Genomic DNA, 13224 nt, shown 5'->3' with positions numbered 1-13224 from the left:
AACATGGCCGGCTCCGACCACTACGACCCACCGCTGGCGGGTGTGCGCATCCTCGATCTGACCCGCGGCCCGATGACGGCGATCGGTCGCCTACTGGCCGACCTCGGCGCGTCGGTGTCCCAGGTGCACATGCCCGGTGTCACCGAGGCTCCCCCGGCGCATGTCGCCGAGGGCGCCGGGGTCGATCCGGACTCGGTAGGCATCGCGATCAACCGACACGGGCTGAGCACCGTGGTGATCGATCCCTCGATCTCCGACGACCGCTGCCGCTGGGTCCATCTGCTGGCCGGCGCCGACATCCTGATCGAGGACACCCGCCCCGGATCGGACGCCGAGAAAGCCTTGGCCGCCCGCACCATTCGCGCCGAACATCCAGGCCTGGTGATCTTGTCGATCAGCGACTTCGGCCGTGACACCGGCTACCGTGGTTGGCGTGCCACCGCGCCGGTACTGCACGCACTGACCAGCGAGCTGTCCCGCTCGGGCATCCCTGGGCGCGAACCATTGGTACCACCGGCGGCGCAGTTGCCCTATCACGTGGCGGCGGCGCAGGCCGCGGTGATGGCTGTCAGTGTGTATCTGGACCGATTGCGCACCGGGGAGGGCGATCTGATCGATTTCTCGATTCTCGACGGCGCCATGCAGACCCTCGATCCGCCACACGGGACGGTGGGCACGGCCTCGGCCGGCGTGGCGTTGAGCCGCCAACGACGCGACTGGAATGCCGAGCAATTGCGCTACCCGATCATCGCGTGCAAAGACGGGCATGTGCGGATCTGTCTGCTGGCAAAACGCCAGTGGCACGGCATGTTCGAGTGGATGGGCCGGCCCGACGAGTTCGCCGATCCCTCGTTCGACCGGCTGCGGGTGCGGCTCGGCTCCACGGAGCTGTTGGCCGCGATCGGCCGGTTCTGCGCCGGGCAGACCCGAGCCGAATTGGAGACCGCCGGCCAGCGGCACGGGGTCCCGACGGCGGCGGTGCTGACACTGGCCGAAACACTTGGCGCCGAGCAGGTGATCAGCCGCGGGTGCTTCCGCGAGGTGGAGCTGGCGCCCGGGGTGTCGGCACCGGTGCCAGCCGGCGTCGTCGAGGTCGACGGGCACCGGGCCACCGCGCTGGACGGGTCCGGGCACCAGGCGGACGAAGCCGCCCGACACCTGGACGTCGCGCCGGGGCTCGGCGCGCGCGCCCGACGCAACGAGGGCCTTCCGCTGGAAGGCGTACGGGTATTGGACCTCGGAGTGATCGTCGTCGGGGCCGACACCGGACGGCTGTTCGGCGACCTCGGCGCCGAGGTCATCAAGATCGAGAACTCCGCGTTCCCCGACGGTCTGCGCGGCAACCCGACGTCGATGTCGCCGACATACGCCGCCGGCCACCGCAACAAGCGCTCGATCGGAATCGACCTGCGGACACCGCAGGGCCGGCAGTTGGCCCACCGTTTGGTCGCGATATCCGATGTCGTGTTGACCAACTTCAAACCCGGCGTGGCCGAGGCACTGGGAATGGGCTACCAGACCCTGCGGGAGCTCAACCCCGGCATCGTGGTCGTCGACAGCTCAGCCTTCGGGCCGACCGGGCCGTGGGCGAAGCGGATGGGTTACGGCCCGCTGGTACGTGCGGCGGCGGGGTTCACCGACCTCTGGGTGTACCCGGACGCGCCGGAATCGTTCTGCGACACGGTCACCGTCTACCCCGACCACGTGGCCGCGCGGATCGGTGCGCTGGGCGGCCTGGCGCTGCTGCTGCGCCGCGAACGCACCGAAACCGGTGGGTCTGTCAGCGTCGCGCAGTCGGAGGTGATGCTGAGCCATCTGGCCGGCGAGATCGCGGCCGACGTCCTGACCCGTCGCGGCCACGAACCGTCCCCGCATCCGGTTCACGATGCCCCGTGGGGCCTGTTCCCGGCTGCCGGCGAAGACGCCTGGCTCGCGGTCACGGTGCGCGACGACGCCGAGTGGCAGGCACTATGCGCGGCGATCGAACGTCCAGATTTGGCCACCGATCCTCTGCTGGCCAGCCGCTCCGGCCGCGACGCCCACCGCAACCGCATCGACGAAGCGGTGCGGGGGTGGACATCACAGCACCCGGCCACCGAAGCGATGGACCGGCTGCAGGCCTCCGGTGTCCCGGCCGGGGCCGCGCTGCATGCCGACGACGTCGCCGGGTGGGACTACTACGTGCAACGCCGCGCTTTCCGCGAGGAGCTGCACCCGCACGCCCACGAGCCGTTCACGATGGAGAACGTCCAGATCCATTCGGACCGCATCGCGGATCCGCCGCTGCTGCAGGCGCCGCTGCTCGGCGAGCAGACCCGCGACATCGCTGCCCAGTTGTTGGGACTCGACGACGCCGCCATCGAGGAGTTGATCGCGGCCGGGGTACTCGAAGTCCCCCGAACTGTCGACGCGGGGCGGTCCGGGCAGCCGGAGCCGGCCGGGCGCTGATCCACGTCTCGTACGATTCGTGGGTCAGCGCACCCTCGAATCGCCGGAATGACCGCATGGATTTCACCCGACTCTCCTACTTCGTGGCGGTTGCCGAGGAACTGCACTTCAAGCGGGCTGCCGACCGGCTGCTGATCACACCGCCGCCGTTGAGCAAGCAGATCAAGCTGCTCGAGAAAGAACTCGGCGGCCAGCTCTTCGAGCGCAACTATCACGACGTCCGGCTGACCCCACTGGGCGCCAAGCTGCTCGGGCCCACCCGCGAAATCCTGCGCCAGGTCGAGGAATTGAAGGCCGTGGCGACCAGGCTCGCCGAGGGCGCCACCACGGTACGGGTCGGCGCCACCGCGTATGCGCCATCGGATTTCGTGGCGCAGGTCCAAGCCGCAGTGGCCGCCCTGTCGGTGCCGACCGAGTTCAGCGTGCCCGGGTCGGCTGCCGAGGTGACGGCCAAACTGGTCTCCGGCCACCTCGACCTCGGGTTGATTCATCTGCCCACCGCCGACAAGCGGCTGCAGTACCGGGTGGTGGCCACCTTCCAGGGCGCACTGGCAGTGCGTTTCGACGATCCGCTGGCAGCCAGGGACCTGGTGTCGATCGAGGAACTCCGCGACCGCGACGTGGTCATCGACTTCGCCCGGCCCAACCCGGTGATGCTGGCCGGCCTGACCCGTGCGCTCAACGCGCGCGGGGTGACCCGCATCGTGCGCACCACCAACCAGTTCGGCGGCGAACTGGAAATGGCTGCCCAGGTGTTCAACCGTCACCTCGTGGCGGTGGTCCCGTACGCCCCCGAATCGTTGCTCGGAAAGATCTTCTCTCCACCCGAATTCACGCTCGTACCCATCGACGAGAGCACCTGGGCACCGGCTCGGATCGCACTGGCGTGGGCGCCCGACCGGCTGCGAGACCCGTCCCAGATCGAGTCGCTGGTGGCCGAGCTGACGACCTCGCTGGCGAGTGGGCGGCCGCAGTAATGTGGTGCCGGTGATACCGATGACGGTGGGGACGACGGTGGCCTCGGGCGTGGCCGCGCTGGCCGTCATGTTCGGCACATCCGCGCCGGCACCGCAGATGCGCCTGGCCGACGACACCGTCCCGATGACCCAGGGTGACGGGTCGCTGCCCGACGGGCAGGTCCTAACGCCGTTCGACGTGCAGAACCCCGCGATCGGCCGGTTGGAACCGCGCCTGCTGGCCGCGATCCAGAACGCCGCCAATGCCGCGGCCGCCGACGGCGTGACCATGACGATCAACTCGGGGTGGCGGTCGGCCACATTCCAGCAGTCGCTGCTCGATCAGGCGGTGCAGACCTATGGCAGCCTCGCCGCTGCCCGTCGGTACGTCCAGACACCGACGGCGTCGCGGCATGTCACCGGCGAGGCGGTCGACGTCGGCGGCCCGCAGGCCGATCACTGGCTGATCGCCAACGGCGCGCGATTCGGGCTCTGCCGGATCTACGCCAACGAGCTGTGGCACTTCGAACTCGTGGCCGATCCGGCCGGCAACTGTCCCCCGCTGCTGCCCGACGCCGCGGGGTGACCTATTCGGTGACCGGAACCATGTCGGCACCGCACGTGCATTTGTAACTGGTCTCGGGGCCTTTGCAATGACACTCCGACTCGACGCGGATCCGGCACCCACAGCCTTCGTGAGCACAGGTCAGGACAGTTCCGGTGGGGACGACGCTCATGGTTCTCCTCCAGGTGTGGTGGGGGTCGGTGACGCTGTCCCCCCATGGTCCCGCAGGCTCAGCCCTGAACCGTCGGTTTCGGTACAACGTTTCGATACAACTTCGTCGGCCTATCGTGTCTTCATGACACTGTCCGGGAAGACCATGTTCATCTCCGGCGCCAGCCGCGGTATCGGTCTGGCGATCGCCAAGCGGGCCGCCGCCGACGGCGCCAACATCGCGCTGGTCGCCAAGACCGCCGAGCCCCATCCCAAGCTCGAGGGCACCGTCTACACCGCGGCCAAGGAGATCGAGGAGGCCGGCGGACAGGCCCTCCCGATGGTCGGCGATGTGCGTGACGGCGACTCCGTGGCCGCCGCCGTTGAGCAAGCGGTGGCCCAATTCGGCGGCATCGACCTCTGCGTCAACAATGCCTCGGCGATCAACCTCGGCTCGATCGAGGAGGTGCCGCTCAAGCGCTTCGATCTGATGAACGGGATCCAGATCCGCGGCACCTACGCGGTGTCACAGGCCTGCATCCCGCACATGAAGGGCCGGGAGAACCCACACATTCTCACGCTGTCCCCGCCGATCCGGCTGGACTCCGAGTGGCTCAAGCCGACCGCCTACATGATGGCGAAGTTCGGAATGACGTTGTGTGCGTTGGGGATTGCCGAAGAGATGCGCGAGGCCGGCATTGCCTCCAACACCCTGTGGCCGCGCACCCTGGTGGCCACCGCGGCGGTGCAGAACCTGCTCGGCGGCGACGAGGCCATGGCCAAGGCCCGCCGGCCCGAGGTGTACGCCGACGCCGCCTACACGATCTTCAACAAGCCCGCGCGGGAGTTCACCGGTCAAAGCCTGCTGTGCGAGGACGTGCTGGTGGCCAACGGCGTCACCGACCTGTCGGTCTACAACTGCACGCCCGACGGGGACCTCGGCGTCGACCTGTGGGTGGACACCCCGAACCCGCCCGGCTACACCGGCCCGTAGCAGGCTCGTCTGTATGTCGAACCCGCAACCCACCAATTGGGCAGCCGGCCGCTATCAGGCCGTCGCCGAGCAGATCGCCGTCATCGCAGCGGAAGTGGTGGCCGCGGCCGACAGGCTACGTCCGGTTGCCGGCACCGCCGTCGTCGATCTGGCCTGCGGTACCGGAAGCGCCGCACTGGCCGCTGCCGAAGCCGGCGCCCAGGTCACCGGGGTGGATCTGACTGCCGAGCTGATCGCCATCGCGGCCGAGCGCCCGGGCGCCGACGCGGTGCGCTGGGTGGTCGCCGACGCCGCCCATACCGGCCTGCCCGACGGCGGATTTTCAACGGCCGTGTCGAACATGGGCATCATCTTCGTCGAGCCGACCAGCCTGGTCGCCGAGGTCGCGCGGCTACTGACGCCGGGCGGGTTCTTTGGGTTCTCCACGTGGGTGCGTGATGAGTCCGACAACCCGTTCTACAACCCCGTCATCGAAACGCTGGGTCGGCCGCAGGCGTCGGAATATTCCCCCGACCAGTGGGGTGATTTCGACATCGCCCGTTCCCGACTGGCCGCCGGATTCGACCAGGTTCATTTCGAAACCAGCTCACTGACTTGGCGTTTCGACTCGGTCGAGTCAGCGACACAGTTCATCGAGCAGGAATCGCCGATGCATGTGAACCTCCTGGGCCGGCTCGACGAGACGACCCGTTCCCGCCTGCTCGCCGCGTTCACCGCCGCCTTCGCCGCGCGCGCCGGCACCGACGGCCGGGTTGCCTTCGACGCTCCCTACGCGGTGGTGACGGCACGCCGCAGGACGTGAATCACTCTGCCTGATAGAGGATCCCGCGACCGATCGCCTCACGGATCTCCGGCAGCGCCGCCTGCGCCAACGCGTCGGCGTCCACCCCGTGATGGGCGGCCAGCAGATCGATGAGCGTGCCCAACGGTACTTCCCCGCGGCACCCCGCCAGCAGGGCCCGAAGAACCTCGTCCACCCCGATCACGGCGGCCGGCCCGCCGGGGCGGCGCACCGCGGCGCCGACCTGTTGCCAACCGTCGGGACCCGGTAGCGACTGCTCTTCGAGGAAGACCGGCGCCGTGGACAAGCGGGCGGCCAGCAGCGCGTCGTTCCCGGTGTCGCGCAGGTAGGCGCGGCGAGCGAAGAACGCATCGACCTCAAAGCCGGTGAGCGCCTCGTCGGCCCCGGTGATCTCTTCGAGAACCTGCTCCGGCGATTCCCCGTCGCGCGGGACCCGTAACGAGATCATGCCCATGCCGACGCCGCAGATGCCTTGCTCGCTGAACCAGTCGAGCCATTGCCCGCCGCGGTCGGCCTGCCGCTCGAGGTCTTCCCCGGCGTCGGCCAGCCACAGCGATACGTAGCTCAGCGGATCGGCCAGCTCACGTTGCACCACCCAGGCATGCAAGCCGGTGCCGGCCAGCCACCCGCGGACACGGTCTTGCCACTCCGCGCCTTCTGGGCCGTCCCGCACGATCCAGTTCGCCATGATGTGCGCGGTGCCACCCGGGTTCAGATATCCGCCGATCTGCTCGATCAGGTTCTGGCACAACGTGTCTCCGACCAATCCGGAGTCCCGGTAGATGTAATCGCGGGCTCCCGAGCCGACCACGAACGGCGGATTCGACACGATCAGGTCGAACCGTTCACCGGCCACTGGCTCGAACATGCTGCCGCACCGCAGATCCCATGACATGCCGTTGAGCCGGGCGGTCATCGCCGCCAGCGCCAACGCGCGCTCGTTGGTGTCGGTCGCGACGATCTCGTCGCAATGGGCATCCAGGTGCAGCGCCTGGATACCGCACCCGGTGCCGAGATCCAGCGCCCGGCCCACCGGGTTACGCGTCACGGCGCGGGCCAGAGAGACCGACGCGCCGCCGATGCCGAGCACATGTTCACGGCGCAGCGGCCCACGTCGCAGCGCGGCGTCCTGATCGGACACCACATAGAAATCGCGGGTGCCGTCGCTGTGCGGACGGATGTCCAGGACGGACCGGACCTTGTCACCGTCGTCGGCGCCGCCGCCGGTGAACTCCAGCACGCCGCTCTGGACCAGTGCCGCCACGCTGCTCGACGGGAACGCCTCCCCTACCGATTCCGCCGGTTCCTCGGTGCCCAGCAGCAACAGCCGTACCAGCACGGCCAGCCGCCGCTGCTCGGCGGGGGCCGCGTGCGTGACCCGCAGAACCGGCCACCACACGCCACGGTCGAGCGCGGCCCCGGCGTCACCGAGAAGGCCGGCCACCCCGTCGGTGGTGTAGCCGGCCGAACGCAGATCGGCACCGATCGCGTCGACCAGGCCGGAGTCGACCGCACCGTCGTTCACGCTCAAAACAGTCCCATCTCCTCGGGCTCGGCCGGCTCGATGAGCTCAGGACCGTTGTTGCGGACACTGTTGACCAGACGCGATACCTCCCGGACGGCGATCCGATCGAGGTCGCCGTGTCCGCGCAGCAGCCCCTCGTCGATCGGGGCGTCGGGATCCAGCCACCGGTCCCAGTCCGACGCGCTGATCGTCAGCGGCATCCGGTCGTGGATCTCGGCCAGCGGGCCGGCGGCGTCGGTGGTGATGATCGTGCAACTGAGCAGCGGCGGCGCGTCTTTGGGCGCTCCCTGCGGGCGCCACGTGGTCCACAACCCCGCCATGAACAACAACTCGCCGTCGGCGCCGTACATGTAGAACGGCGTCTTGGCTTTCTTGTCGGCGTTGGGTCGCCACTCGTACCAGCCGTCCATCGGGACCAGGCAGCGCTTGTTCTTGGCGGAGTTGCGGAATGCCGGTGAGCTGGTGACCTTGTCGGCACGGGCGTTGATCAGCAGCGGGCCCTTGGTGTCCGGGTTGCCGTCCTCGCCGGTCTTCACCCATGGCGGGATCAGCCCCCAGCGCATGGACCGGACCCGGCGGGTCGATTCGTCCTCGGGTTCGGTGTGTCGTTTGACGACGCTGGTGATGGTCGTGGTGGGAGCCACGTTGTAGTTGGGGCCAGCACTGTAGTTGGGACCAGCACTGTAGTTGGGGCCCGGCTGGTCCTTGTCGCCCGAACTCGCCGTGCTCTCGTCGATCGCCTGGATCTTCTGCGCCAACAGGGCCGGATCGGTGGTCACCGCGAAACGTCCACACATGATGCCCATGGTTGCAGAGTCGGCGGACAAGGCAGGATATAGCTCGTGAGCGGACGTGAGGAGCAGGTGACCCACTGGCAGGCTCCGTCGGCGACGGCCCCGGTCGACGCCACGGTGATGGTGCCCGGTTCGAAGTCTCTGACCAACCGCGCGCTCGTGCTCGCTGCGCTGGCCACCGCGCAGGGGTCCTCCACGATCAGCAACGCACTGCGCAGTCGCGATACCGATCTCATGATCGACGCGGTCCGCGCGCTGGGCGTCACGGTGCTGGAAGCCGCGGACGACAGCACCGAGCTGACCGTCGGCGGCCGCATCGCCCCGGCAGCCGATGCACGGGTCGACTGCGGGCTGGCCGGCACCGTGTTGCGGTTCGTGCCGCCGGTGGCGGCGCTGAGCACCGCCTCGGTCACCTTCGACGGTGACGAGCAGGCCCGGGCCCGGCCGATCTCACCGCTGCTCGACGGGTTGCGTGGGCTGGGTGTCGACGTGGACGGCGACGGGTTGCCGTTCGTGGTGCGCGGTCGCGGCACCGTCACCGGCGGCACCGTCGAGATCGACGCGTCCGGCTCGTCGCAGTTCGTCTCCGGATTGTTGCTGTCCGGCGCCACGTTCCGCGACGGCCTGACCATCGTGCACACCGGATCCTCGGTGCCGTCGGCCCCGCACGTGGCGATGACGGTCGCGATGTTGCGCGACGCCGGCGTGCAGGTCGACGATTCCGTCCCCAACCGCTGGGTGGTCTCCCCCGGGCCGATCGCCGCCCGGCAGTGGAGCATCGAGCCGGATCTGTCGAACTCCACACCGTTTTTGGCGGCCGCGATCGTCACCGGCGGAACGGTGCGGATCGCCGGCTGGCCTGCGGCCAGCATCCAACCGGCCGACACCATCCTCGACCTGCTCGCCAAGGTGAATGCGACCGTCCACCAGCGCGATTCGCACCTGGAGGTCAATGGCACCGAAGACTACGACGGGTTTGACGCCGACCTGCACGACGTCGGCGAACTGGCCCCGACGGTGGCCGCACTGGCCGCACTGGCCCGCGACGGCGCGACGTCACGGCTGCGGGGTATCGCACATCTGCGCGGGCATGAGACCGACCGGCTGGCCGCGTTGACGGCCGAGATCAACGGGCTCGGCGGCGACTGCGCCGAGACCGACGACGGCCTGCTCATCACGGCGCGTCCCCTGCACGAAGGCACCTGGCGTTCCTACGCCGACCACCGGATGGCCACCGCCGGGGCGATCATCGGCCTGCGGGTGCCCGGCGTGGCCGTGGAGAACATCGAGACCACGGCCAAGACGCTGCCCGATTTCCCGTTGATGTGGGTGCAGATGCTGGCGGGCGACCCGCCTGCGAGGGGGAAGTAAACCACCTTGGGAGCGCGGGATTACGACGAGTCCGACGTCCGGATCAGGCCGGGCCGCGGTACCCGTCCGCGCACCAAGATCCGCCCCGATCACGCCGATGCCCGATCGGCCATGGTGGTGACCGTCGACCGCGGCCGCTGGGGCTGCGCCCTGGACCGCGACCCGCATCACCGCGTGGTGGCGATGCGGGCCCGTGAACTGGGCCGCACGCCGATCGTCGTCGGTGACGATGTCGACATCGTCGGCGACCTGTCCGGTCGGCCCGACACCCTGGCCCGCATCGTGCGTCGCGGTGAGCGGCGAACGGTGTTGCGCCGCACCGCCGATGACGACGATCCGACCGAGCGCGTGGTGGTAGCCAACGCCGATCAGCTGCTGATCGTGGTGGCACTCGCCGATCCGCCGCCACGCACCGGATTCGTCGAACGCACCCTGATCGCCGCTTATGCCGGTGGACTGAAACCCATTCTGTGCCTGACGAAATCCGATCTGGCCGCACCCGAGCCGTTTGCCGCGCAGTTCGCGGATCTGGACCTGACGATCGTGGCGGCCGGCCGCGAGGACCCGCTCGACGTGGTCGCCCCCATGCTGACCGATCAGGTCACGGTGTTTCTCGGCCATTCCGGGGTCGGCAAGTCCACGCTGGTGAATCGCCTTGTCCCAGAGGCGGATCGGGCCACCGGGGAGGTTTCCGGGGTGGGCAAGGGCAAGCACACCTCCACCCAGTCCGTGGCACTGCCGCTGGACGGCAGCGGCTGGGTGATCGACACCCCGGGCATCCGGTCGTTCGGCCTGGCCCACATCGAACCCGACGATGTGTTGTTGGCGTTCTCCGATCTGGCCGAATCCATCGCCGACTGTCCGCGCGGCTGCGGGCACATGGGTCCGCCCGCCGATCCCGAGTGCGCGCTCGACACGCTGTCGGGTCCGGCCGCCGACCGTGTCGCCGCCGCACGGCGCCTGCTGGCGGTGCTGAAGGAGGTCTGATCACGTCACCCGTACCACTGGTCGGCACATCCCCTCGAATGACGCCCTGGCCACACTAGGGTCGCTGCTGTGGCTACTTATGTTCTCACCGGCAGTGCCTCCGGACTCGGCGCTGCGACCAAGAAACGACTGGAATCCGACGGACATCGGGTGATCGGCGTGGACCTGCGCGATGCCGACGTGAACGTGGATTTGAGCACCGCAGACGGGCGAGCCCAGGCGATCGCCAAGGTCACCGAGCTGGCCGAGGGCGGGATCGACGGATTCGTCCCGTTCGCCGGGCTGGCCGCCGCTACCGGCCGGCCGGCGGATCTGCTGATCGCCGTCAACTACTTCGGCGCGATCGAGCTGCTGGAAGGGCTTCGTCCGCTGCTGGCCCGAGCCGAGAACGCATCCGTGGTGCTGATCAGCTCGAATTCGACCACCACTCAACCCAATTGGCCGGCAGAACTGGCCGAGGCCTGCCTGGCCGGCGACGAGGCCGGCGCCACCGCTGTCGCCGCCACGTACGGCGATTACGCGGCGCTGCAGGCGTATCCGGCAACCAAGGCCGCGCTGGCGTACTACGCCCGCACCAAGTCCGCGGAGTACATCGCCGAGGGCATCCGGCTCAACGCGATCGCGCCGGGGCTCATCGACACCCCGATGACCCAGGAGGGCCGCACGGACCCGCTGACCAGTGCCGGGATGGAGCAGTTCCTCAAGACCATTCCCGCCGGACGCGGCGGGCGGCCCGAAGAGGTGGCTGCGCTGGTGGCATTCCTGCTGAGCCCCGAGGCGGGCTACTTCGTCGGGTCGGTCATCTTCGTCGACGGCGGCATCGACGCCGCGCTGCGCGGCAAGGACTGGCCGAAGGTATGGCAGATCGACATGTGACGCGCCGCGGGGTCAGTGCTTGGTCTGGGCCTCGTCGGCCGCCTGCTGCTTGGCCGCCGCGACCGCCGCACGGCCCTCGGGACTGGCGGCCGAATTGCCCGGCGTCTTGGCCGTGGCCACCCCGGCATTGCAGTTGAGGTTGAGTAGTTCGGTGTCGGTGACGGGCGAGAAATTGTCGCCCTTGTGCCAGTGCGCCTTCTCGGCGTGGGTCACCACGCAGTCGTCGTCGGACACCGAATCGCCCGAACGGGACGCGACCACGCCTTTCATCCCGGCGTCGGCCAGCGCCGACTGCACGTCGGAGTACTTCTGGCCCGCGTAGTCATCGGCTGCGGCGATGCCGGTCGCCAACGCACCCACCGGCAGCACCGAAACGCCCAGCACCACGGCCACGAGCAACTTCTTCACGAGCAGAAGCGTATGAGCGGCGACTGCCAGGAAGCTGTGCGTCGAACGTGAGCTTGTTGTCGATTTCTGCGAACTCTCGACCACAAGCTCACGTCCGAGGCGCTACTTCCGGCGCCAGCCGCGGACCGTCTCGATGGCCGTCTTCAGACCACGACGACGCCCGGTCGCAGGATCGGTGACGCCGTACCCTTCGAGCTCGGTGAACATCCGCTCGCTGCGGGTTTCGGGTGCGTTGTCGGCTGTGTCCTTGAGGAACTTGTCCGGCAGCGACAGCTTGGCGATGGTGCGCCAGGTCTTCCCGTACTGCACCAGGAACGAGCCCGTGGTGTAGGGCAGGTCGTACTTGTCGCACAACGCCCGCACCCGGACCGCGATCTCGGCGTACCGATTGCTCGGCAGATCCGGGAACAGGTGATGCTCGATCTGGTAGCTCAGGTTGCCGCTCATGAAGGCCAGCGCCGGACCCGAGTCGAAGTTGGCACTGCCCAGCATCTGCCGCAGGTACCACTGGCCACGGCTCTCACCGACCATGTCGGTCTTGGTGAATTTCTCTGCGCCGTCAGGGAAATGACCGCAGAAGATCACCGCGTTGGCCCACACGTTGCGGATGACGTTGGCCACCGCGTTGGCCTTCAGCGTCGACTTGAAGGTCGCGCCCGGCGACAGCGACGTGAGCGCCGGCCACATCACGTAGTCCTTGGCCAGCTGATGGCCGGCCTTGACGCCGAACTCCCGCATGCGGACCAGGGTGGCGTTGCGGTTGTCTCGGCCCTTGAAGATCTTGCCGAGCTCCAGGTGCTGCAGCCCCACGCCCCACTCGAAACCGATCGCGAGCAAGGTGTTGAAGAGCAGGTTGCCGTAGAGGTTGAACGGCTTCCATTTGGCGTCCCGGGTGACGCGGATGACGCCGTAGCCCACGTCGTCGTCCATGCCGAGGATGTTCGTGTACTTGTGGTGCATGAAGTTGTGGGTGAACCGCCAGTGCTTGGACGCCCCGCTCATGTCCCACTCCCACGACGAGGAGTGAATCTCGGGATCGTTCATCCAGTCCCACTGGCCGTGCATGACGTTGTGGCCGATCTCCATGTTCTCGATGATCTTGGCCACGCCCAGGGTGATGGTGCCTGCCCACCACGCGGAACGCTTCGAGCTCGCCGCGAGCATGACGCGCCCGGCGACGTCGAGCGCGCGTTGCGCCGCGATGGTGCGGCGGATGTAGCGCGCATCGCGCTCACCGCGGGAGTCTTCGATGTCTTGCCGGATCGCATCGAGTTCGATGCCCAAGTTCTCGATGTCGGCATCGGTGAGATGCGTGAATGCGGGTACGTCGGTGATTGCCATCGTCAGC

The 13224-nt window shown here is 68.4% G+C and carries 13 protein-coding genes; 8 read left to right on the top strand and 5 right to left on the bottom strand.

Annotation, left to right across the window (positions count from 1 at the left end):
• Nucleotides 1-3: 3 nt before the first annotated feature.
• Genes A5740_RS03965 through A5740_RS03955 form a run of 3 tightly spaced genes read left to right on the top strand, consistent with a single transcriptional unit; the run spans nucleotide 4 to nucleotide 3990 of the window.
• A complete protein-coding gene (locus tag A5740_RS03965; protein WP_076191663.1) occupies nucleotides 4-2448 on the top strand; it encodes a CoA transferase in 2445 nt (814 codons plus the stop codon).
• Nucleotides 2449-2504: 56 nt separating this feature from the next.
• Nucleotides 2505-3425, top strand: coding sequence for a LysR family transcriptional regulator (locus A5740_RS03960; protein WP_076191662.1), 921 nt, complete (start codon nucleotides 2505-2507; stop codon nucleotides 3423-3425).
• A 19-nt stretch (nucleotides 3426-3444) separates the two neighbouring features.
• Nucleotides 3445-3990 carry a M15 family metallopeptidase gene (locus A5740_RS03955; protein ID WP_076191789.1) on the top strand — a complete coding sequence of 182 codons (546 nt, stop codon included), beginning with the start codon at nucleotides 3445-3447 and terminating at the stop codon, nucleotides 3988-3990.
• 1 nt (nucleotide 3991) lies between these two features.
• Here the strand turns inward: A5740_RS03955 and A5740_RS28995 are convergent, their stop codons facing one another.
• Entirely contained in the window at nucleotides 3992-4141 is a 150-nt protein-coding gene (locus tag A5740_RS28995; protein WP_076191660.1) for a metallothionein, read from the bottom strand.
• A gap of 123 nt (nucleotides 4142-4264) precedes the next feature.
• Here A5740_RS28995 and A5740_RS03945 point away from each other — a divergent pair, with 123 nt between their 5' ends.
• Together A5740_RS03945 and A5740_RS03940 are read left to right on the top strand one after the other, a co-directional pair.
• Nucleotides 4265-5113 (top strand): NAD(P)-dependent oxidoreductase, encoded by an 849-nt coding sequence (locus A5740_RS03945; protein ID WP_076191659.1) that lies wholly within the window; start codon nucleotides 4265-4267, stop codon nucleotides 5111-5113.
• Nucleotides 5114-5126: 13 nt separating this feature from the next.
• A complete protein-coding gene (locus A5740_RS03940) occupies nucleotides 5127-5915 on the top strand; it encodes a class I SAM-dependent methyltransferase (protein WP_076191657.1) in 789 nt (262 codons plus the stop codon).
• 1 nt (nucleotide 5916) lies between these two features.
• On the opposite strand, the gene A5740_RS03935 is transcribed toward A5740_RS03940, so the two are convergent.
• Together A5740_RS03935 and A5740_RS03930 are read right to left on the bottom strand one after the other, a co-directional pair.
• The gene (locus A5740_RS03935) at nucleotides 5917-7440 is read right to left on the bottom strand and encodes a class I SAM-dependent methyltransferase (protein ID WP_139334910.1); all 1524 of its coding nucleotides are present in this window, start codon (nucleotides 7438-7440) and stop codon (nucleotides 5917-5919) included.
• A gap of 2 nt (nucleotides 7441-7442) precedes the next feature.
• On the bottom strand, nucleotides 7443-8237 hold the full coding sequence (locus A5740_RS03930) for an SOS response-associated peptidase (RefSeq protein WP_217696680.1): 795 nt from the start codon (nucleotides 8235-8237) through the stop codon (nucleotides 7443-7445).
• Between the two features lie 117 nt (nucleotides 8238-8354).
• On the opposite strand from A5740_RS03930, the gene aroA reads away from it, so the two are divergent.
• The 3 genes from aroA to A5740_RS03915 all read left to right on the top strand — a co-directional run bounded on the left by aroA (nucleotide 8355) and on the right by A5740_RS03915 (nucleotide 11468).
• Complete coding sequence (aroA, locus tag A5740_RS03925) at nucleotides 8355-9605, top strand: 3-phosphoshikimate 1-carboxyvinyltransferase (RefSeq protein ID WP_254849071.1); 1251 nt, start codon at nucleotides 8355-8357, stop codon at nucleotides 9603-9605.
• 6 nt (nucleotides 9606-9611) lie between these two features.
• Complete coding sequence (gene rsgA, locus A5740_RS03920; RefSeq protein ID WP_076191652.1) at nucleotides 9612-10592, top strand: ribosome small subunit-dependent GTPase A; 981 nt, start codon at nucleotides 9612-9614, stop codon at nucleotides 10590-10592.
• A gap of 69 nt (nucleotides 10593-10661) precedes the next feature.
• Nucleotides 10662-11468 (top strand): SDR family oxidoreductase, encoded by an 807-nt coding sequence (locus A5740_RS03915; protein ID WP_076191651.1) that lies wholly within the window; start codon nucleotides 10662-10664, stop codon nucleotides 11466-11468.
• Between the two features lie 12 nt (nucleotides 11469-11480).
• Here A5740_RS03915 and A5740_RS03910 read toward each other — a convergent pair whose 3' ends face one another.
• Complete coding sequence (locus tag A5740_RS03910; RefSeq protein WP_076191649.1) at nucleotides 11481-11876, bottom strand: hypothetical protein; 396 nt, start codon at nucleotides 11874-11876, stop codon at nucleotides 11481-11483.
• A gap of 102 nt (nucleotides 11877-11978) precedes the next feature.
• The gene (locus A5740_RS03905; RefSeq protein ID WP_076191648.1) at nucleotides 11979-13217 is read right to left on the bottom strand and encodes a fatty acid desaturase; all 1239 of its coding nucleotides are present in this window, start codon (nucleotides 13215-13217) and stop codon (nucleotides 11979-11981) included.
• Nucleotides 13218-13224 lie beyond the last annotated feature (7 nt).

This window comes from Mycobacterium sp. GA-1841 (assembly GCF_001954135.1).
In the GTDB taxonomy this organism is placed as follows: domain Bacteria; phylum Actinomycetota; class Actinomycetes; order Mycobacteriales; family Mycobacteriaceae; genus Mycobacterium.
Note: the sequence above shows the minus strand (reverse complement) of the source record. Positions and strands in the feature narration are given on the sequence as shown.